Source organism: uncultured Bacteroides sp., from assembly GCF_958445495.1.
GTDB lineage: Bacteria > Bacteroidota > Bacteroidia > Bacteroidales > Bacteroidaceae > Bacteroides.
Window position 1 is genome coordinate 84,209 of the sequence record NZ_CAUCSQ010000002.1, and the last position, 21,951, is coordinate 106,159.

Genomic DNA, 21,951 nt, shown 5'->3' on the forward strand with positions numbered 1-21,951 from the left:
GCCCCTTTATCCGATATGCCTTATAAAAACGGTTATTTTGATTTACTTCGACGTTTTCAATGTTTCCGCACCTACGTAATAACCTAAGTTAGTCCCCTGGTTATATCCCATATTTTGCATGGCCTGAGACATTTCATAATTATGATCCGTCATCAGATGAGGAAGACGAAACTCGGTCGGATGATTCGTAGAGAAGATATAAATGGATTTATAGTCACTTGAACCCAAAATCACTTCTTCGCGATAATCCCCTAAAAAGTCGCCATAATAACATGGATTATATTTCGTACCATGATTTCCGTCATTGCTTCCATAATGCCCGAAATAGACTAAACGGTTCTTATTCGACTTATTCACATCCGGATTGCTTTTATAACTGACAATACAAGCACGGTCATACATCTCTCTTGTCGGCTGCCCGCTCCAGTAAATAGCTGCATTGTACATCACTCCGCTACCGATGCCTTTCGGATAATCGGTAGCTACCACCCCGCTTCCATTACAACTGTACATTCCCGACTGTAAAGATGAATAATATTCGAAATCCGGGCTATCCGGGTCTACATCCGCCACAATACAACGTCCCACATCTCCGTTTTTACCCGCTCCATGCCCGGTAATCAGCGTTCCGTCACGCGCATCAATGACTTGGCAAGCATATCCGAGCCCTTGTGTGCTGTAAGTATCTTCCTCTTCAAAAGAGGCCACAATCTGCAAACCGGAACGGTCTTTAATGAATTTTCCGACATACAGACAGTCACCATGTCCATTTCCGGTACACCACAATTCACCTCCATTGTCATCAATAGCCGCCGAACCGTACAGTATCTCATCCTTACCGTCACCATCCAAATCCGCTACACGGAAACAGTGTGAGCACATTGCCAGCCATTTGCTGCTGTGTTCTGCCGTATCAAATTTCCAACGGTTCACCAGTTCATTCCCTTGCAAGTCAAACGCCCATACTTGCCAGTTTTTATATATCCCACGGGAAATAATCAGACTCGGATTGCTTCTTCTCACTCCGGTCGCCTCATCCGGTATGCCATCCAGATAAGCCGCACCTATAAAGAAACGGTCCATACGGTTTCCATAATCATCTCCCCAATAGGAAACCCAATATTGGGCACGCGACACTTTTGACTCATCTTCATGACCGCGGGGAATATTAGGCGTACGTGCAATTTCGCGCCCGTCATACCCGCGGCAGACAGATATGTATTCAGGTCCTTCCAATATCAATCCGGCAGTAGAATTCAGGCTGGCTCCGGAAAACCATCCGGTTCCTCCCGTATCCCGCAAACGATAATCGTTTACCTGCCCGTTGGCATCGGTTATCACCTTTCCATCAGCAAACTTTGTCCCCTCAGATGAGCGGAATGCAATTTCACACAAACCGTCTCCGTCAAAATCATACAGGATATAAGAAGTATAATGCGAACCGGAACGGATATTGACGCCCAAGTCAATCTGCCATAAAAAAGTTCCGTCCAGTTTATAGGCTTCCAACAAAGTGGTTCCGTTATGCCATCCTCCCTGATTGGCCCCGTCATACGGTTCTCTCTTTACGACAATCTCCAGTTCCCCGTCGCCGTCCAACTCGCCCAGTTGGATATCATCGGGAGAATAAGTAAGCGACAAATCCGGTACATTCGTATTCAAGACAATCTCACGATAAAATTTAGATGCCATATCGGAAGTGAAAGTATAGTCACACAACGTCTCTGACTGACCGGCAAGTGTCACCCGGTAATAATTGCTTTTCTCCGGATTAATATCGGCATCCACCCAACAAGTGGTCTTTGTAATCGCTTCTTCATTCAATTTGACCTCTTCGCCTCCATCTTCCGACTTGTAAATGTCAAACGCAACATTTTCCGGATCGGTCAGCAATAACCGCCAACTCACCAATGCCGATGAAATGCCCGTTGCATTATGCGCATCAGAACCCGATATCGGGTCATAACTTACCCACATCGCACGGCTGCCGGTAACCACATCCGTAGGCAAAGCCGGTAACGGTTCTTCCGTACCGCCACGATTGGGGTCTTCTTTCACCACCGGTTCATCGTCCGAACATGCTCCCAATATCAATAAGCTGCACAAGCCTGCTGCATATATTATTTTTTTCATATTTCATTCTTTAGTGTTAAATAATCATTTTCCATATCCGAAAACGGACTTACCATCCCGGATTTTGATTCAAATTAGGATTCTTCGCAATCTCGCTTTGCGGAATAGGAAAGAAATACATTTTGTCATTCCATTGCCTGCTGACCGTCACCCGGTTGTATGAATAAGAATTATCGGCATTCCGGGTAATTTTCATCTCATCAATGCTTTTGAAATATTTGTCCCCTTCTTTCCAACGGCGCACATCCCAGAAACGATGTCCCTCGAACGCCAATTCCACCATGCGTTCGTTCTGATATTTCTTCCACCACTCGTCATTACTCATGCCGGTCGGAAATTCAGGCATTTGTACGCTCGCACGCTCGCGGGTTTTATTTACCATCTTATTGGCGGGAACCGGAAATTCCGCACTGGTAGCGTAAGGAGTCCCCAAATATTTGAACAACGCTTCCGCATAATTCAGATAAAACTCTCCCAAACGGAATGTAATCCATGTATGATATCCGGTGGTAGGAGTCGCCGTAGTCGTATTGATACTGGTCTGACAGTACTTTTTCAGATAATAACCGGTCGGCGTCCCTCCGCTTAACGGTTCGGCATTCGCCCCTCCTTGGAAAGTTTCCAAAGCCGTTTCATTCCAGTTCGGCCATTTCGTATCGCCATTTTTAGCAACCGTCATCCCAAACCTAGGGTCACGGTCATCATAATAGGGCTTATTCGCATCGAAATCCGCTCTTTCGTCCGGCCTCTCACCGCTGCTTTTGAATTCATACGCATCGACCAACGTCTGTGTCGGGCAGTTTCCGCCTTTGCAATTTTCCAATCCGACAGGGAAATTATACTTTTCAAAAGAATTGAGGGCACGGGTAGCGCGACAACCGAAAATCAACTCGTCAATAGCCTCGCTATAACTCTTCGCATCCCACAACTTTTCATAATTATCTATCAGCTTCATTCCGGCAGCTTCGCAAGCCTCTATCAACTCTTTGTTGGCGCTGGCGGCACGATGCCACAATTCTTTATATTCCTCACTGCCTTCCGCATTCGGATTGAACAACGGGCTGGCAGCATAAAGAGCCGTACGCGCTTTCAGCGCCAACACGGCACGTTTGTTAGCACGTCCCGTTTCAGAAGCTTCGCCGGAAGGAACCAAGTCTCCTAAATTATTGTAATCGGCAATGATTAAATCCTTGATTTCATCACATTCCCGGATAATCCAGTCAAATACTTCCTGGGCAGGCTTACGTGTAAGCGTATTGACCTCACCGGTTGACAATACATGGTCGGTAAAAGGGACATCCCCGTACTGCCTCACCAGGTTGAAATAAAAGTATGCCCGCAGGAAACGGACTTCATACTGATAATTGTTATAACGGTACATCTCAGCCTTATAGTCAGAAAGCTGTTCATAATCCGAAAAAGTCAGTCCGGTAAATTCCTCCAGATAATTGTTGCAATTGGCAATAGCTTTATAGCAGGAAGTCCACATACTGCTTTGCGCATTTACCGGACTCCATGCGCCATTATAAAAATACTCAATCGCGTTGCCCGTATAAGCATATTCCGATTCGTCAGTGGCAGAGCCGAGAATGGCTCCGCTATAATTTCCGAAATCCGAATCGAGTGACTGGTAAATATTGGATACCAATCCGCCTACATCATAAAAAGTACGCTTCACATAGTCCGCATCATAAGGGTTATATTCCGAATATTCCATCTGATCCGCGCAAGAAGAAAAAGCGAAAATCCCCAGAATGCCATATATCAAATTATTCAGTTTCATTCTTTACCTCTTTTTTAATGATTAAAATCCTATCTTCACACCGACTATCACACTTTTAGTCAACGGATTCGTCGCACCGTAAGATTCGGGATCTGCCACATCAATGTGATCGAAACAGAGCAAATCCACTCCACGTACATACAATTTCGCACTGCCCAATATCTTTGTACGTTCCATCAAACGCTTCGGGAAATTATAATAAACTTCCACATTACGCAGTTTCAAGAACGAACGGTCCGCCAGCCAGACTGTATTTGTCTGATAATTATTGGCATTACTCTGCGAGCTCAACCGCGGATATCTGGCATTCTGATTGTCCGGCGTCCAACGGTTCTCATAATAATGCGTAGAAAGAGACGTATTGTTTATCAACGGCCAGAACATACTTTTCGTATTCAAGACTGCAGAATAATTGCCTGTTCCCTGAAACAGGACATCCATTCCCAAACCTTTCCATTCAGCACCCAGATGAAACGAATAGTAAATCTCCGGAGCCATCGTACTATACCCGATAGCCGTCACATCATTAGCATCAATCACTTTATCCCCATTCACGTCCCGATACTTGATATCACCTGGAACTACCGTACTGAAATTCTGTGGCAGACTACTTTCAACATCCGCCAAATCCTTGAAGAATCCTTCTGAAACCAAGCCATACACCTGATTCAAACGATGCCCTGTCTGCCTCAAATTATCATATAAGCGTGGTTCTTCCATCTGTTCTTTGATTTCATTCCGGCTAAAGGCAAAGTTACCTCCCGCATTAACAATCCAATTGCCCGTCCGTTTCGTATAATCCAAACCGATTTCCGTACCCCAACTATCTACCACGCCGGCATTCTCATAAGGAGCGTCCAACCCCAAAACCGTTGAATACTGTCCGTCAGTAGCCACCCAGATGTCTTTTCTCCGCTGATAATAGCCTTCCAGCGTCAGGTTCAACCCTTTAAACAACGTCGCATCCAAACCTACATTGTATTTATAAGCCTTTTCATGGGTAGAATTCAAAGTAGCCAGACGATTAATATAGGTACTTCCGAAAGTAGACTCATAACCGGCGTCAAACAGATACCGCGTACCCGTAGTCGTATAAATCTGTTCCCAATAGTTATATACCGAATTATTACTTCCGTCTTTCGGCAAATAATCGGCATTAATGATACCGAACGAAGCCCGCAGTTTCAGCAAATCAATCCAGGAAACATCTTTCAGGAAATTTTCTTCGGAAAGTACCCAAGCAGCGGAAACCGTAGGCGAAAAGGCCCACTTATGTCCCGGAGCCAACAGGCTTGAAGCCGAACCTACCAAAGCCAAATCCACATAATAACGTCTGTCGAACCCGTAATGAGTGTACCACGACACGTTCTGACGGTAGATTGTAGTATTTACCCCGTAACTGTCACGATATTCATACTCCCACTTCAATTGCGAATAAAGGTCATGCTTGCCGAACGAACGATTATAATCAAAACCACCGGAGAAGTTGAACTGGCGTGTCCAGTTGTTCGTATCCGCACCGCTCTCCATTTCACCCGGCGCACCGCCGCTGACAACCGTGTACGTCGGCCCGCCGGCACTGGCATCCTGCCAATTGGGCGTATATCCCCTGTAGGCGTACGTCTTGCTATGGTCTTCCCAGATGGAAGAATAATTGTCATAGGCCAAGCGGAAACTGGCTCCCAAACCTTTCACCAGTCCGGATAAATCCTGCGACAACGTCAGGTCTGCCAGCAAACTGCGTGTATGTCCTTTACTATAAGCCGCTCCCTGTGATTGCGCCACAGGATTCAATGTACCCGCCCAAGTGGCGCTTCCTCCCCACGAGCCGTCGTCCGACCGTATCGGAAAAGCAGCGGACGGTATCGAATACACCATGTCCCAAAGGTCTGTACTGGAAGTTCCCGGACGACTCGATTCGGACAACGTACCGAGAATGTTCAGTTTCAATTTAGTAGTCCCCGTCAAATCAATGTCCAGATTCGTACGCAGATTGGCACTGGAATATTTATCCTGCGTGGAATAGCCGTCGTTCATATTGACATTGCCGACAAATCCCTTGTCTGTCATCAAGCCTAACATCGTGTAGTAACGGAACTTGGCTCCTCCACCCCTGAACTCAATATTGTACTTATTGGAAATTCCCATATTTCGGAAAGTCTCGTCAATCCAGTTTACATTCGGGTAAAGATAAGGAAGCTGCGCATTAATATTAGCACCGATTCCATCTACTTTTCCATACCGGAAAGCATTGATTTCATTCGGGGTATAACGCGCTCCCAATCCTTCATAGCCACGCGCTTCATTCACCGCCTCCGCATAAGTGGCGGCATCGACAAATTCAGGACGGCGTGACTGAAAGTTTACCACATGGTCATAGGTGAACTTTATTTCCCTTGAATTGTATTTTCCGCGTTTGGTAGTTACCAATATGGCACCGTTGATTCCTTTGTATCCGTATAACGCCACGGCAGCAGCGTCTTTCAAAACAGATACCGATTCTACTTCTTCCGGGGATACCAGGCTCATATCACGTTCCAGCCCATCCACCAAAATCAGTGGAGAACTGCTTGACAGGCTCTGCAACCCGCGCACATAAAAAGTAGGCTCCGTACTGGAATAATTGCCAGCATTCTGCAAAGTTGTCAATCCCAGTCCCTGTCCAAAAAGAGAATTGGAAATATCCTTTGAAGCTCTCTTGTCAAATTCCTCATTATAAACGGTAGAAACGGATGCAGTCGATTCATGGCGGCTGAATGTCCGGTTAGCTCCTACATCTACAGTGGCAGAGTCTTTAAACATCCTTCCGTTATTGTCCGTATTCTGTGCTCCTGCCGGCATACCCAGAGATGCCAACAGAGCCAGTACCAGCATTTTATTATTTTTCATATCACTGTTCTAATGTCAATTTTACTCATGTTTTTCATCACCATCCGGGGTTCTGAACCAAACCATACCCTTTGTTGATTTCACTTTGAGGGAACGGGGACAAATACCATTTCGGATCGAATCCTTGCGTCCACCAGATTCGGGCTCTATTGTGTAATGTAAACTTCTCATACTCGAACTTCGTAGGTTGTAAAGCCCCTTTATTCTTACCATACTGGTCTGTACCGTCTCTCCACGGCTTTTCGATACGATTGCCGTCATCATCCAGGCGATAAATCAACAAACCATGCAAAGGAGTCTCAAAACGGTCTGCACGTTTGTAACGTTTCAAATCAAAATAACGGCTGTCTTCCATCCCCAACTCACAAGCGCGTTCCCGAAGAATTTCCTCTAACAAGGCATCCTTGTCGGAAGTGACTTCCGGACAGAAATTCTCCAATTTGTCCAATCCTACACGAGCACGGACCTTATTCACCCATTTCAATGCTTCCGTAAAATTTCCTTCGGACTGTAACAAAGCTTCCGCATAAGTCAGATAGAGGTCGGACAAACGGAGATATACCCAATGTATGGGTTGGCGTTGATAATCGCTATCGCTCAGATAATACTTCATATTATCATAACCGGTGGCAAAACGTCCGGTCTCCAAATTGGAATTCGTACCGGCATCCGTACCTCCTACCCAAAGTTCATACGGGTCACCACTCATGACAGGAGCCGACCATCCCAGATTTTCGGGAATATTGTTGATAATGGCGGATTCATATAAACGGGGGTCACGAGTCAATTCAATATTGGAAAGTGTCTGCTCTCCGTCGGCAAACTCACCTTTCAGGAACATCTCGTCCAATTTTCCTTCCGCCTCAGTTTCATCCCAGTCAAACGGCCTCCCGTCACTCCAAGGAAACATTTCCACATACTCCTGTGTCGGAGTGTACGAATTACGTCCGTTATTACACCACGTACGCCAGATATAAGTCGTAGAACCGCCGGGACGCTCATATCCCGCCACACGTACAGAATGCAATACTTCAGGACTTTCGAGCCTGATATATCCCATACGGTAAGCATATCGATATTCGGCAGGAGTCGGATTAGCTCCCGTGGCCTGTTGCAACTCATAAAAACGATTTGCCTCTATGGCATTGAAAAACTGCCTGCAATATTCCAGGCACTTGTCCCACAAATCAGAACGTTTACTTCCATACCATACCAAGCGCTGTTGTTCCGCTTCACTGTATCCGCCAGCATATCCCTGAGTATCGTTAAATAAAGGAGAGGCTGCAAACTGCCAAATCTTGCACCGCAATGCCATAGCTCCCGCCAACGTCCAATGCCCGCCGTCAGAAGTTGCATCAGCCCCTTCGTAAGCCCACTTCAGACCGCCGGAATAAATTGCGTCCTCCAACATCTTATCCATATAATTCACCGTTTCTTCAACCGTTGCACGCGGCATCGAGTAGTCGGATTCCGTTCCGGTAAACGAAGCGTAAATGAGCGGCAAACCTCCGTAATGACGGAACATGTCAAAATAGCGGGCAGCTATCAAGCATTTCGCTTCCGCCTTCATTTGTATTTTTTCCTCATCGCTCATGCCGGGCACTTTGTCTACATTCTCCAACAAAAGCCAGCACCAGCGTACAGTTTGCCACACCACTTCACGGGTAAATCCGAAAATATCCCCCCGTACTTTGCCACTGTCATTATCGCTTGCAGTATGTGTACCGCTATAATAATTATTATAGATTGTAGTTGCCGAGTAATGAAGTTGCCAGCAGTCTGTCAATGCATCGAATTTTCCCGTATAAGGATTGGAAGAATCGGGAAAATCATCAACGTTAGAATTCACATAAGGTAATCCGTAATATTGACGGCTATAGCAAGTGTTTAAAAACTGGCGGGTATAAGTGACACTGTTGAACACAGTATCCTGCGTAGCGGCTCCGCCCGGCGCTTTTTCAAGAAAACTATTGCCGAATTTAATTTCGTCCACGCAAGACGTAGTTCCCGCACAAAGCATCCCTCCCATCATTGCTCCGACAAGCCATTTATATTTTTGTTTCATAATTATCAGTCTTTAAATCGATGTTAAAATCCCAATTTCAAACCCAAAGTATATGTTTTTGTCAACGGATATGACGGCGCATTACTTGCTCTGGCTTCCGGGTCTCCCCACAAATAGGGAGTAAGCGTCCATAGGTTGTAACCGCTAAACGACAATTGACAGGTACTCATTCCTAACTTTTTCATCCAAGGGAATTGAAAATTATAAGAAACAGTCAATGTTTTCAGACGCAGGTACTTGGCATCTTTTTCATACAAAGTGGAAGTAGAATAATTGTTGCCCGAACGGTCTTGCGTCGCACGCGGATATTCCGCATCCTGAGAAGGATTTTCCGGTGTCCACGTATTTGTCAAGTGATAGGCAAGCAAGCCACCCGCCGTATTACCGGTACTGGAAACAAACGGCTGGCGGAACACATCCGAAATCATACGGCTCACATTCCATGCTCCCGTCCATTGCGTATTCACTTCCAAGTTTTTCCAGGCAAAACCGAGGTTCATGCCGACCATATATTCCGGATCATCTGTAAACCCGTAATCATAACTCATATCATTCGCATCAATTTTACGGTCGCCATTCAAGTCCACATAAACGGCATCGCCGTTTTGCAAAGTCACCGAATGGGTGGGGAACGGACGATTGAACGTCTGCTCATATAAATCGGGAGTCTGCTCATCATAATAACGCCAAAAAACATACTGGCTGCGCGCACCGATACGATGTCCTTTCGAATACAAATAATCGTAATTCTGCGGCGCTTCCTTACGTTCTATGATTTCATTCTGGTTATAAGACAGATTAACACCTGCCCAATAGCGGAAATTATCACCGATTTTATCGTTCCATTTCAGTGAAAGCTCCCATCCCCAGTTATTTACCTCACCCATATTAGAGAAGGGTGGGGCAAAACCTAAGATGCTGGGTGCCGTTCCGTCTTGCAAAAGAATATCCCACCGATGTTCTCTATAATATTCAAACGTAGCAGACAAACGGTCATTAAAAAAATTAATATCCACTCCATAATTCTGCTTGAACGCTTTTTCCCACGTCACATTCGCATTATTTATCGCCCATTCGTGTGCTCCCAAACTGACGGTAGAAGTCGTTCCTCCTTGTCCGAAAAGGTATCCGTAAGACGATTGTATCTGGCTAAGATTGCCACTGCCATAACCGGAATTGCTGACATATCCGTTCAGATTGACATGGTAAGGGTTGGATGTGTACATAAAACGGGAACCGTCTGCAAGCTTATCATTACCGACCAGACCAAAACTGGCACGCAATTTAAGGAAACTAGCCACCGGTTTCACCGGCTGGAACCATTTTTCCTCACTGACTACCCATCCGACGGAAGCTGCGGGAAAAAGAGCAAAACGTTTATCCGGAGCAAAGTTCTCCGACCCGTTATAACCCATATTCGCCTCAACCATATAGCGGTTTTTCCAGTCATACGTAATACGTCCCACCAATCCGACATATCCTCGCGGAATACTCGGATACTCTTTCAGGTAATATTCTTTCGACTGGTTATAAAGTACCAGTGCGCCTACATTATGATTGCCGAACGAACGATTATAATTCATTCCGACTTCCATATACCAGTTACGCGCTTTTCCCCGGGTTACACCGTAGCTTACATTCGTATATTTACTGCCGTCTACCGGACGGAGCCCTACACTTCCGTCATTCTGTAATACCGGATTATAGGTCATCTCAGTTCCTCCGGACAAATTCTTGTTGACAGTAAAAGAACTGTTGTAAGAACCTTTCAATTTAAGGGTAAGCCCTTTCGTGATAAAATCTAATTTCTGATCTAAAATAAGGTCGGCATTCAATGAATTATTGCTACTGTGGGCAGCTCCGCCTCCATAATAGGTAAAGGGGTCGGCATCACCGACAAAAGGCAGGCTCAATCCGTCGGACTGTGAATCCGTGGTGCTATATACCAATTTATTATCTACAAAACCGGCACTTCTGAACGGAGTGGAGTAATAGATATTCTTAACCATTCCCGACGACCCTTGACTGGTACGCGGCTTTTCCGAAGAGTTGACGTTTCCCGCCACATTGAACGAAATAGTAGTCGTTTTTGTCACGTCGATATCCAGATTACTCCGGTAGTTGAAACGGCGATACTGGTAACTGATGCCGTAAGGCAGATTAAATTCGTTGAAAAGTCCTCCTTGCGTATAAGCTCCCGCCGAAATGAAATAACGTACCTTGTCCGTACCTCCGGAAATATTCAGATTGTGCTGGCTCTGCAAAGTGGCATCTCCCATGATATAATCCACCCAGTTGAAACTCGGAAAACGAATGGGGTCGGAACCGTCCCGGAATTTCTGTATCACCCCGTCGCTGAATGCCGGCGCCTTACCATCATTGGCTAACATTTGGTTATAAAACATGGCATACTCATACGAATTAGCAGTTTCCACCATTTTCGTAGGTGTCTGTACAGAGGCGGAAGTCGTAAATGATATTTTCGCTTTCCCTTCTTTACCGCGCTTAGTCGTAATCAAGATAACTCCATTAGCGCCACGTACCCCGAAAACAGCAGTAGCGGAAGCATCCTTCAAGATTGAAATGGATTCTATTTCATTCGGATCTATATCATTCATGCTACGTTCTACGCCGTCTACCTGGATTAGCGGAGAAGAGTCTCCCCAGGTTGCCTTACCACGGATAAAAACCTCGGCAGCATCTGACCCCGGTTCACCGGAAGTTTGCACGGTAGTCAAACCGGCCATCTGGCCTCCCAATACATTAGATACGGAACCGATGGAAGTACGTGTCAAGGCTTCGGTCTTTACGCTTGCCACAGCACCCGTCATCGTCACCTTTTTTTGTACGCCATAGGCAACAATCTCTACTTCCTGTAAAGCAGTGGCGTCTTCCGACAAAACCACCTTCATATTATTTTGAGCCGTCACAACCTGCTCCGTATATCCGATAAAGGATATTTTTAACTTTGCTCCCGCCTTTGCACTGATTTTAAATACACCATCGATATCCGTAATAGTACCGACGGTAGTGCCCTCGACGAGTACATTGGCTCCGATTACCGGTTCGCCCTTGTCGTCTACCACTGTTCCCTTGATGAGACCCTGCTGCTGAACGATATCGACAGCCGCAGCGGCCTGTCCTTGATAACCGAAAGCCGGAATCAAGGCGAAAGAGAAAAACAAGGCGACAGGTAAAGTTGTTCCTTTTATTAAGTTTTTCTTATTCATATATTCCTATTTTCATGATAGAGAAGTACAGAGGTTTAAAAAGCAAGCATCAAACGGCACAGTTTTCCACCGGAACCCCGTTCACGCATCGTTATGTCCTGGCCGTTTTCTGTTAGTTTATGATACCACATATGAGTCGTACTGCGTTCATTACTGCTAAAATATCCGCCGTTATCCGTTGACAACGCTGTTCCTTGTGCGGCGGCAATGCTTGAGTTAATGGCAGTCAGTCCCTTGGCTACCTCTTCCAGCTCTACCGTACTGGGGATATACCAATCTGTCACCATGGAAGGCACATCGACTTCCAAACGATAATTCAGAATCTGGTTATATGCGTTATCACACGGGTACTGCCGGATATTTTCATAACAATAAGTCAGCAAGAATGTATTGTTATATCCTAAAAATCCCGGAGTAGCGACATAAGCAGCCCCTCCTTTATTAGATTCATTAAAATTACTTACAAGCCGGTTTTGCCATTCTTCGTCAGTCCCAAACCAATCGCCGAACAGTGCATCCGCTGTTCCTGTTGACGGATTCTTGTTTCCCCATTGAAAAGCAGCATCACCGGTATTATCCAAAGCAATAACCAAACCATGTTTACAATCCGGATAATCATTACGCAAAATATCATTCGTCTCCGTATAAGTACCCGGAACCATTACAGAAGGTTGGGGATTCCCCACATAGCATACAATGCCGATTACATTATCCGGAACACTTTGTTCGTCCTTACTCACGATAGAACCGTCCGCACAATAATAATCCCCTATCGCTAAAGTATATTCTTTCCGATTTGCATCATTAATCGTATATACTTTGGCAACTCCTTTATTTAAAGTGGCGGTTGCTGTATAAACCATCTCTTTCACTCCTGTATAGTTCCCCTCAATAGTGACTTCCGTTTCAGGTTTTACCAAAAAACGGTAAGTATCCGTACTTTCCTGGTAATATGGAACAGCCTCATCACCATTCAGAGTGAAAGTCCCGTTAACAATCGGCAATTCATAATCGTCAAGGGTCACATCCGTATTAGCAAAATCATAAACCAGTTTGGGCATCTTCAATACAACCAATGCCATGCGGTGTTCCATCGTAAATTTGATTTCTCCCTTAAAACGGTTATCTACCACAGCACTGCTGGAACTTGTCATTAAATCATATTTCGTATATTCTTCACCTTCCTGGTTATTGTCCGGTTTCCATTCATTTACATACTCCGCAAACGGATCACCACCGTCAGCCAAAGCAGCCTGTGCATCAAATTTCACATTTTGACTATACGGATAATATGCATAAAACTTCATCTTACCGAATTCCGTCCCTTTATACTCGATAATCTTTCCACCGTCATCCAGAACCCAATTACCGCCTTTCATTGTGAATTTCCGGTTATTGATATCATCCACCACCATTCCATTGTCTACTCCGAAGATACCAATCGCATCTCCTTCTACAAATTCGGTAGCATACTCGTTTTCAACGGCACGTGTTCCCGGAGTGGCATTAAGGAATCCATTGTCGGATACGCTAATCCGGAAACCGGCGGAAGACACTCCATCGGTCATTTTATTTAACTCTTCTTCTTGTGAGCAGGAAAAAAGGCTGGCAGCTCCTGCAATTAAAAGCATTGATATATAATTATATACTTTCATATTCGTATGTTCAGTTTATTGAATGATTAATTTTTAGATATAAATTAGATATGGAAGGCTAACGGCTATTTTTCGGTAGCGGTAATATTTTCTTCTTCTTTTTCCCAATCTGTATTCTCAGTCGAGGTCCCTGTATCGGGAGAAGTGGATTCGGAATCTATTTCTTCTTCTTCCGTAGTCCAGTTGTTAATCTGTGTTCCCTCTTTCGTAATAGTAAATACATAATTGTTCTCCTCTGCGGACAAATTGGCTTTGATTGTATAATTATAAGAAACTCCCATATCCAGTTTCGTCAACTTAGGAAACTGTACTTCATACAAACGTCCTTCCATCCGCGCCTGAATACTCACACCGGCATCTACCGTTTGGGGCAACAGGATAGCTTCCATCGTATAATCTTCCGTTTCCCCTACATTTCCCCAATAAATATCCGTAACCGTTGCATCTTCATTAACGGCCGGAACTCCTGTAGCCGTATCGAATGTACCTTCCAGTTTCAAACCGATAAGATAACAGTCGATATCCGAAAGCGATACTCCCTCACCCGCTTCAAATTTTACTTTTATACGGCTCATTCGGTGATTAAAAGCCAATTGCACATTCGGTTGAGCTGCACTGGCTTTCGCCGTAGCATAAAGGAAATCCAGATATTTCCGTTTTTCTACCGTCGCTTGATTTTCACTGTCGGTAAGCACATCCACAATTCCCGACGTGACTCCGGATGTTCCCATAAACGGACAATAGGCACTTACGTCATACTCTTGCGTACCCAATACCCATATTTCTTCCGCTACACCTCCTTCGGCTGCAAACATGTTATTCGCATTGCCTGTGTATTTGTAGTGAATGTTTTGCTGGGTATCACCACAGGAAATTCCAATGGAATCACCTATTTCCCATTCGGTATCGGTGGTTCTGGTCGAAGTTAGAGGACTTCCTGTTTGGTTATTGATTACTGCACTGAAAGAGACCTTTACTCCTGTCTCTCCTGCAAACTTGACGTCAGAATCTTTGACATCAGTGCTGCACCCCATAAAAAATAACAGGGCAAAAGCGGTCATTACATAGTTTTTTTTCATACCATACTTCTTAAAGTTTTTATAAATAGTATTGCTGATTCAAGTTTTCCGAATTGATAAAATGAAGAGTTTGCGGCGATAGCTCTTAATTGCCACCGTTCAAAGACTAGCAGTTTTTCACAGTTCATCATACATCCTATATTATATAGTTAAACAAAAGTTAGATTCTCTTTTCAAGAGAACTTTTTCACATTTAACTTGTGAAAAAGTGTTGCAAACATAACGAGTAAATTAAAATATAGCAATGCAGAATTGTACAAATGCATGTAAAATACCGTCTTTTGCACAATATTCCATGTTGTAGCCCTAGTTTTTAACAAACTACTAATGAATATAATTTCTATGTTTCCATTTTATTGTATTGACAGGAGTAATTTATAAATCTAAAAAATATGGCGAGTTTTTCAATAGTGATTGTTCCGACAAAAAAATTAGCAAATGGCAGGCATCGGATAAGGATAGCAGTAGCACATCATTCAGAAACCAGATATATACTTACACAGTTCACTCTGGACTCCGTTAGCCAATTGAGAAACGGCAGGGTAATCAGGCATGAAAATGCTGCAAATATTAACGCTTCTCTCCGGAAATTAATAAACGAGTATGAAGAAATAGTCGCATCTATCAGTTATTTGTCGGTAATTTCATGTACGGAACTGATACATATTATCAGTTATGAACAGAAGAAAAAAGGAATTACTTTTCTAGCCGTAGCAAAAGAATATATGGAATTTATGAAAGGAAAAGAACGAGAGAAATCTTATAAACTTTATAAAATTGCTTCTGAAAGATTGGTTAAATATATGAAAGGGGATTTTCCTTTAATCCAATTAACTCCTCTCCATATACAGAAGTTTGCAGAGGCACTTTGCAAGGAAGAGTTAACAAACACGACTGTCAGGATATATTTGACTTTGATAAAAGTGATACTGAACTATGCCGGTAAAGTGAATTATATCTCATATTCCATTCATCCTTTTGTTCTTTTTAAGATGCCTGTAAGTAATATAAGGGAACTTGATTTGTCAATAGAAGAATTAAAACGGATACGGGATGTCCGCCTTTTTAAACCTTCTCTTTCCATAGTCAGAGATATTTTTATGCTTACTTATTATCTGGGAGGGATAAACCTGAAAGATTTGTTAGCGTATAATTTTAAGAATAAGGAATATATGCGTTATGTACGTCATAAAACACGTATCAGCAGAAAAGGAAACAATGAAATCGTGTTTACTTTACAGCCTGAAGCAAAAGATATTATAAATAGATATTTAACAGGAGAAGGTTATCTGAAATTTGGGAAGTATTCTTCTTATGAACAGATATACAGTTTGATATTCAGGCACATAAATAAGATTACAAAACTTTCGGGCATAAATAAAAAGGTCACTTATTATTCCGCCCGGAAAACATTTGCGCAACATGGATACAACTTGGGAATTCAAATCGAAAAGATAGAATATTGTATAGGACATAGTATGAAAAACAATCGTCCTATCTTCAATTATATTAAAATCATGCAAGAGCATGCCGACAAAGTATTCAGGGAAATATTAAACCAGCTATTATAAAATACGGGGTTTTATATATTAATCTGACAAAATATTGAATTCGTATCTGTCGGTAGGCAGCCATTGAAAAATACTCGATGGCTGCTTTATTATTGTCTGAAAATAAACAGCTTCCTTTTATAAATTGCTGAGATTCAAAAAATCATTTTGAAAAGAGAATCTAACTTTTGTTTAACTGAATTACAAAAACAACACTCCTTAAAAAAGGAATATATAAACAGCCATAGAAAGCGTAAATTCCCATCAACATAGAAGAGCAGCACATAAAGCCCGGCATTTGCAAACAGCAAAACCGCTCTTTGTCACGATTTAAAGAATTAATTGATACAATCGGCGCATTTTCTCCATCATATCTGTCATTCAGAACACCGACCTCCCCCAAAAACATACTTTTTATTTATTCCCGTTCTTTCATCTCCACAGGCAATCCGGAAAAGAAAACCTCCCCTAAACACCCCTTTATTCGTCCCTCACCGACCAATAAAGCATCCCCCGGTGAGGAACGAGACGTTCCTCACCGGGGAACACCCCGTCGGTTTAAAACAAACACAAACTCTTCCGTTAAAGAAAACGAATATTTCCTCCCGTTTTATGCGGGATATGAGGTAATTTCTGCATAAAATTGCATTTATTTATGCAATAATCCCTCCAATCCATCCGTTTTAAAATTTATTTTCCTCAACAGAATCTTAAAAACAGAACATCGGGCTCCAAATAAACAGCCCTTTCGGATGCCCGCCTATGTTGTCAGTATCTTATAATTTTCCGTACAACCAATATTACAGTGAACCGCCGATGGGTCCCGCCGATTCATAAGTCACATTCTTTTCCACCACATTATCCACATGGCTCACCTTCTTCACGAATTTCTTCACTTCCCCCACTCTCACATTCTCGATAGCCACATTCCCAACAGGCAATTTCGCGTTCCCCTTCAACTCGTAAATGGCATCCGCCGACTCACAAGTCACTTTATCCATATAAATGCCGTCAATGCGGGTAATCCGTTCCTCATAAGTAGGAACCAGGTCTTTCCATTGATACAAAACCTCGGTGTCTATCTCAAGTACCCGTTGGGCAGTGCCCGCCTGTACATTTTCCATGTAAACGTTTTCTATGAATCCGCCCCTGCGATGGTTGGTCTTCACAAAGAAAAGACGCATTACCGAATTAGGAGCCGTGCAATCATGCATGTAAATGTTCCGTACACCGCCGGATATCTCGCTTCCGATGCCAAGTAAAGTGTGCCCTTTCAGAATCCGGCAACGACGGATAACAATATTCTCGCAAGGAGTATTCAACCGCCAGGCATCCCGGTTACGTCCGGCCTTGATAACCACTGCATCATCCCCCTGGTCGAAAGAACAGTCTTCCACCAGAAAGTTACGGCTCATTTCAAAGTCGATGCCATCGTTATTATGCCCGTGCGCTTTCACATCCAGATTGCGCACCACTCCCCCGTCGCACATATAAAGGTGAATGGTCCAGAACGGACTTTCCCGAATCTTAAAACCGTCCAACAGCACATTCTCGCAACGATTGAAATGAATCAAATGCGGACGAAGATGATTCTCCCCCGCCGCCATCTGACGTTCGATAACCGGAACATCGGTCGAAGCCTTCGTATATAACTCCTTCAACGCTTCCAAATGAGGCCGGGGACGTTTGAACCAAACCTTCCAGGTGTCCATTTTCGGTTGGAGAGTTCCCTTGCCCGTAATCGCCACATTCCTGCATTCAAAAGCATAAAGCAAAGGAGAATAGTTATAACATTCCAAGCCTTCCCAGGAAGTCATCACCGCCGGAAGATAATCGGAAGGATTATCCGTGAAACTCAACACCGCATTCTCTTCCAGACAAAGGTTTACATTACTCTTGAAATGGATAGGGCCGGTCAGCCACGTACCCGCCGGAACGACCACACGTCCGCCTCCCGCCTGATTACACGCTTCGATAGCGGCGGCGATAGCTTTTGTATTATCCGCCTCACCTCCCGGTTTCGCGCCGTAATCCGTTATCGGGAAATCTTTGTCGGGATAAACAAAGATTTTAACAGGCTGCATGGGAAAAGGAGCTTTTACCTCCACCGTTTTATAATCTTCGCCGGCGGAAGCCAAAGAAGCTGTCAACAGGCAAAAGCAAACGCCTGCCGTATATTTCAAGAAATCTGTCCTCATCGTAATAATTCCATTTTAAAATCATTCAAGTCCTGCAAAGATACACATATTCCTTCATTGCCGTATTGAAAAGACCAATACCCCTGCCGTAGGAATCTCCTCAGTGCCTATCAGTGCCTTGCTCCCTTCCGGTAAACTGAACGTATAAGGACGGTCCGAATAATTCAGGACAATTCCCAAACCGTTCCGGTACTCCATTGTTACCCCGTACGGCAAATCCATCACCGGAATGTCCAGTTGTGCATACAGCTTTTTCAATATATCTCTTTCCAACGCTCCGTCACGGCTGTCCACTCCGACATAAGTAACCGTCCCCTTTCCCAGTTTACGGAAAGTGACCGCCGGACTCCCTTCATAGAATTCATTCCTGTAAGTCGCCCAAACCTGCGCGTCCGCCGGAGGATTCAATATCTCTCCCCATGTATTCCAAGCATATTCTTTTCCGCCCATCGCAACAGTGCCGGGGTCTTCGGGAAGGAGCAAATCATAAAAATCCATTTCATTTCCGGTCAAAGGAGTGAGCATGGAACCGAAAGGAGCTTCAGGAAAACGGCCGTAGCGGTCTTTTTGTGCCGTACGACAGGTCAGGACAAGATTCCCGCCATTCTTCACATACGCAATCCATTTATCCACCAGCTCCCTGTCAGCCAGTTGATAAGCCGGTGCTATGACTACCGGATAACCGGATAAATCTTTCGTTTCCGATATAAAATCGACAGGGGCGCCGAACGACTTCAAAGTACGGTAGTATTTCTCGATATGTGCGAAGGTATCCCATGTGCGGTTTTGCTTCTGCCGCTCGATGCTCCAGGAATTTTCATGATTGAAAAGAACCGCAGTACGACGGGCAAGATAACCGGCAGGCTTCGTTTCACGGGAAGAAGCATGTTTGCGAAGCTCGCGAATCTCCCTCATGAATGTCTCATATTCCCTTCCGCCGGAAGTGACAGTCACCCCGTCCGTCCCGACAATCCCGTAATGGTATTGTTCCGTGCCGTAGAGAGGCTGGCGGTAACGATACGTACAGATAAAATCACTCCCGCCGGCAAACACGCTCCACATCCACAGACGAACCGCACCCGGAAGAGGCTGAGGATTGATACCGCCCCAATTCACCTGTCCCGGCTGCAATTCCATCACGCCGTAAGTCCCCTGGACCGGACGGAAAAAATCATTCGCCCAGGCTATCCGCAACGGATTTCCCACCCGGTATCCCCGGCGTCCGATTCCCTCATTATCGCCATATACCATATAACGGGTGTAACTCTGGAAATCCAGTGCGGGACTGCCACCTATATGGCCTTCATCATAATTCGGTATGTAATTCGTAGTCACCCACTGGTTCTTCGCATACTTCTTAATCAACAGGCATTGCTCATTCAGGAACTCATTGGTCTGCGCCGCGGCAAAACGGCGGTAATCCAGAATCTGATGATGGTTCATGAACATCTGCGCCCGCTTGGGAAGGGTTATTTCGTCGAAAGACGAATACACTTCACTCCAGAAAGCGGTTCCCCACGCATCGTTCAAAAGCCGGATGTCATTGTCATATTCGGCACGAAGATAATCACGGAAAGCAAGTTCCGCTTTCGGGTTGTAATCAAACTGCACGGCAGGTTCGTTATCGAGTTGCCATCCGATAATACGGGAGTCATTGCCATAATGCCGCGCCAGTTTCTCAATCATCTTATAAGACAGTTCCCGATACAGAGGAGAAGCGAACGAGGCATGTTGCCGGGCCCCGTGGTCGAGTATCGTTCCATCCTCATTCTTCAACAGTATTTCAGGATATTTCCGGCTCATCCATACGGGAGGGGTGGCGGTAGACGTACACATGATAACTTTCAAGTCATACTTGGCAGCTAAAGCCACAGCCCTGTCCAGCCAGGCAAAATCATAACGTCCCTCTTCCGGCTCTAGTTGCGCCCAGGCAAACTCGGCAAAATGGGTAAACTCGAATCCCAGTTCCCGCATCTTCTTGAAATCGCGTTCCCACTGGCTCTCGTCCCAATGTTCGGGATAATAATAAACCCCGGTCAAAGTCAGGTCTTTATCCTCAAACCAGGGAGAAGTTTCCATTACAGTTTTTTGCGCCTGTTCTCGCCGGGCTCCGGCTGCCGGTTCCTCCGCAGCCTGCACTCCGGCAGAAACCGCCAACAGGCCGGCACAGAAAGTCGCCAGAATCTTGTTTTTTACCATATACTTCATAAATTCGATTGATTATCAATATTATAAGACACTATTCATAGATTTTCCATTCCCATAAACCGGCATCTCCCCTGCAGACATGAGGACAAGATAACAAACCCCGCCTTCCCTTCTCAGTCACGCGAACCGGCTATCAACGCCTCCACGACGGAAGCATCCACGGCAAACGCCGTCCCGTGACGGATGCCTTTCGGAAAAGAGACCTGTCCGGACACATCTTCCCACGTCTCACCATTGTCCAACGAACGGACAGCCCCATAACGATGGTCGCGGTACTTGTCAAAATAGACATAAAGCGTATCGCCGACAAAAAGCGGAGCCGGACCCTCCGCCCAATAATCTCCCGTAATGGGCGCCGACACCTCGGTCGGGAATCCTTTTTCTATCCTCTCCGTACGGGTCACGCGCAAATTCTTTTCCGGCGGATTAGAATTCTCATTCTTGACTGCCATTATCAGGTCTCCCCGCTTCGGGTCCTTCACGATAGCTGCGTCAATCACGCTGAAATCGGGATTGAAGAACATTTTCGTTTCCGAAAAAGTACGGAAATCCTTCGTCGTCACATAATAAATACGATGGTTCAGTCCCTTCTCACTCTCACTGACGGGCACTTCCTTGTGGCGGCCGGGAATCGTAGTCGCCCAAAAGATATAATAGAGTTGTGAAGGTTCGTCGTAAAACAGTTCGGGAGCCCAACAGTTACGGGCGTCCGGCTCGTGCATCATCACGGGAATCGCCTGTTGCCTGCTCCAATGAACCAAGTCGCGGGAAGAAGCATATCCGATAATCCGGTCTGTCCAACCGGAAGTCCAGACCATGTGGAAAGTTCCGTCCGGCGACCGGCAAATACTGGGGTCGCGCATCAATTTATCCTTACCGACGGCAGGAGCTAGGTAAGAACGCCCGCCCCGTAAAGGCAACCAGTTCAATCCGTCATAACTGTATGCCAAATGCAGCCCGTCCCTGCTGTCATTGACAAAATAAGAAAAGAGGTAGGCCGTCTCACCGGCGAAAACCGCCATTACCGACCAAAGGCTTAATGCCATCCAGGCTATTGCTTTTTTCATGGTTCCTTTAAGATTAAAAAGTTTACCCCGCAAAGATAAAGCATCTCCACACCTCCTCAAAGACAAAGCACATGGACAATATTTCAAATTCATG

The 21,951-nt window shown here is 44.9% G+C and carries 10 protein-coding genes and 1 pseudogene; 1 reads left to right on the plus strand and 10 read right to left on the minus strand.

The window, feature by feature from the left end:
* Positions 1–42: 42 nt before the first annotated feature.
* The 7 genes from Q5076_RS01345 to Q5076_RS01375 form a co-directional block, all read right to left on the minus strand.
* Positions 43–2,133: a hypothetical protein gene (locus Q5076_RS01345; RefSeq protein ID WP_303010431.1), complete on the minus strand. Its 2,091-nt coding sequence runs from the start codon at positions 2,131–2,133 to the stop codon at positions 43–45.
* 49 nt (positions 2,134–2,182) lie between these two features.
* Positions 2,183–3,916 carry a RagB/SusD family nutrient uptake outer membrane protein gene (locus Q5076_RS01350; protein WP_303010432.1) on the minus strand — a complete coding sequence of 578 codons (1,734 nt, stop codon included), beginning with the start codon at positions 3,914–3,916 and terminating at the stop codon, positions 2,183–2,185.
* 21 nt (positions 3,917–3,937) lie between these two features.
* Entirely contained in the window at positions 3,938–6,805 is a 2,868-nt protein-coding gene (locus Q5076_RS01355; protein ID WP_303010433.1) for a SusC/RagA family TonB-linked outer membrane protein, read from the minus strand.
* Positions 6,806–6,842: 37 nt separating this feature from the next.
* Complete coding sequence (locus Q5076_RS01360; RefSeq protein WP_303010434.1) at positions 6,843–8,870, minus strand: RagB/SusD family nutrient uptake outer membrane protein; 2,028 nt, start codon at positions 8,868–8,870, stop codon at positions 6,843–6,845.
* Positions 8,871–8,893: 23 nt separating this feature from the next.
* On the minus strand, positions 8,894–12,100 hold the full coding sequence (locus Q5076_RS01365; protein WP_303010435.1) for a TonB-dependent receptor: 3,207 nt from the start codon (positions 12,098–12,100) through the stop codon (positions 8,894–8,896).
* A 35-nt stretch (positions 12,101–12,135) separates the two neighbouring features.
* Positions 12,136–13,731 carry a fimbrillin family protein gene (locus tag Q5076_RS01370; protein ID WP_303010436.1) on the minus strand — a complete coding sequence of 532 codons (1,596 nt, stop codon included), beginning with the start codon at positions 13,729–13,731 and terminating at the stop codon, positions 12,136–12,138.
* An 89-nt stretch (positions 13,732–13,820) separates the two neighbouring features.
* Entirely contained in the window at positions 13,821–14,834 is a 1,014-nt protein-coding gene (locus Q5076_RS01375; protein ID WP_303010437.1) for a fimbrillin family protein, read from the minus strand.
* 392 nt (positions 14,835–15,226) lie between these two features.
* Here Q5076_RS01375 and Q5076_RS01380 point away from each other — a divergent pair, with 392 nt between their 5' ends.
* Entirely contained in the window at positions 15,227–16,405 is a 1,179-nt protein-coding gene (locus Q5076_RS01380; protein WP_303010438.1) for a phage integrase SAM-like domain-containing protein, read from the plus strand.
* 779 nt (positions 16,406–17,184) lie between these two features.
* Here Q5076_RS01380 and Q5076_RS01385 read toward each other — a convergent pair.
* The 3 genes and pseudogenes from Q5076_RS01385 to Q5076_RS01395 all read right to left on the minus strand — a co-directional run.
* On the minus strand, positions 17,185–18,582 hold the full coding sequence (locus tag Q5076_RS01385; protein ID WP_303010439.1) for a glycoside hydrolase family 28 protein: 1,398 nt from the start codon (positions 18,580–18,582) through the stop codon (positions 17,185–17,187).
* Between the two features lie 54 nt (positions 18,583–18,636).
* Complete coding sequence (locus Q5076_RS01390) at positions 18,637–20,790, minus strand: beta-galactosidase (RefSeq protein WP_303010440.1); 2,154 nt, start codon at positions 20,788–20,790, stop codon at positions 18,637–18,639.
* A gap of 128 nt (positions 20,791–20,918) precedes the next feature.
* Positions 20,919–21,857, minus strand: a pseudogene (locus tag Q5076_RS01395) (glycoside hydrolase family 43 protein); the annotation flags it as partial.
* Positions 21,858–21,951: the final 94 nt, after the last annotated feature.